At 72.7% G+C, this 1,560-nt stretch carries 3 protein-coding genes; all 3 read left to right on the top strand.

The annotated features are described in order from the left end of the window. A partial coding sequence (locus ACIRF9_RS52640) for a zinc-binding dehydrogenase (RefSeq protein WP_403837805.1) occupies positions 1-450 on the top strand: 450 nt, incomplete at its 5' end. Positions 451-455: 5 nt separating this feature from the next. Beyond that, complete coding sequence (locus ACIRF9_RS52635; protein WP_403837809.1) at positions 456-1,328, top strand: universal stress protein; 873 nt, start codon at positions 456-458, stop codon at positions 1,326-1,328. Positions 1,329-1,417: 89 nt separating this feature from the next. Then, positions 1,418-1,560 (top strand): hypothetical protein (locus ACIRF9_RS52630; RefSeq protein ID WP_403837807.1); only part of this gene is annotated, 143 nt, incomplete at its 3' end.

Here is a 1,560-nt window from a genome sequence, read left to right as displayed (position 1 = left end):
GCCGCGATCGACGTCACCGACGACAAGCTCGAACTGGCCGCCGAACTCGGCGCGGACATCCTGATCGACGCCCGCAAGGACAACGTCGGCGAGGTCCTCAAGCGGCACGGCGGCGCCCACGCGGCGATCGCCCTCGCGGTCAACGACGCGGCCTTCGAGGCCGTCAACTCCGGTCTGCGGCGCGGCGGCAAGCTGGTCATGGTGGCCCTGCCGGCGCACGGCACGGTCCGCGTCCCGATCTTCGACACCGTCCTCAACGGCACCTCCGTGATCGGCTCGATCGTCGGCACCCGGCAGGACCTGGCCGAGGTCTTCCAGCTGCACGCCGCCGGCCGCACCAGGGTCATCCAAGAGACCCGCCCCCTGGAGGCGGTCAACGACTCCATCGACGCCGTGCTGCGCGGCGAGGTCAAGGCCCGGATCGTCTTCGACCTCGGAGCGGGGCGGTGAGCGACATGGCCCGCCCGGTCGTCGTCGGTGTGGACGGTTCCGAGCCCAGCCTGCGGGCCGTGGACTGGGCGGTCGACGAGGCCGCCCTGCGCGGAGTGCCGCTGCGGGTGGTCTACGCCTCCCTCTGGGAACGCTACGAGGGCGAGTCCCTCGCGGACGACCTCGGCAAGCCGTCCGAGCAGGTCATGGCCGAGGACATCGTACGGACCGCCGCGCAGCGGGCCCGCCTGCGCCAAGGTGATCTGAACATCTCCACCGACGTGCTGCCCGAGGAGCCCGAGTACGCCCTCGTCCACGAGGGGCACACCGCCTGTGCCCTCGTGCTCGGTACCCGCGGCCGCAGCGGCCTCATGGAGATGCTGCTCGGCTCGGTCAGCTTGACCGTTGCCGCCCACGCCGACTGCCCGGTGATCGTGCTGGGCGATGGCCGGGACAACCGGGTGAGCGCCGGGCATCACGGGCGTGTCGTGGTGGGCGTGGGCGACAAGAGCGCGGACTCCGCCGCCCTGCGCTTCGCCGCCGAGGAGGCGAGGCTGCGTCGGGCGACCCTGGACGCCGTACGGGCCTGGCGGTGCCCGGCACACGAGAGCACCGACCACCCCCTGCTTGCCGGCGAGCCCGCGCGATTGCACGAGCAGCACGCCGCCGAAGTCCTGGAGAAGGCGGTGCGGCACGTGCCGACCGATGTGGAGGTGCGCCCGCGCACGGTGGAGGGCCCGGCCCGCACGGTTCTGCTGGCCGCCTCGCACGAGGCCGACCTGCTGGTGGTCGGCGCCCGGCGCAATCCCGGGCACCTCGGCCTCCAGCTGGGACGCGTCGCCCACGGGGTCCTGCACCATGCCGCCTGCGCCGTCGCGGTCGTACCCGAGCGGACGTGAGAGAAGCGCCCCACTCGCTGGATCGTGCCGCCCCGTCGCCCACAGCCGCTCCCGCCGCCTCCACCGCCCGCTGACTTCCGGAGCACCCCATGCCCAAGGTCGAACACCAGGACGCCGTCGCACTCTCCGACCAGGAACTGCACGCCCTCGACGCCCATTGGCGGGCCGCCAACTACCTGGCCGCCGGGCAGATCTACCTGATGTCCAACCCGCTGCTGACCGAGCCGCTGAA

This window comes from Streptomyces sp. NPDC096132 (genome assembly GCF_044763345.1).
Lineage (GTDB): Bacteria > Actinomycetota > Actinomycetes > Streptomycetales > Streptomycetaceae > Streptomyces.
Note: the sequence above shows the minus strand (reverse complement) of the source record. Positions and strands in the feature narration are given on the sequence as shown.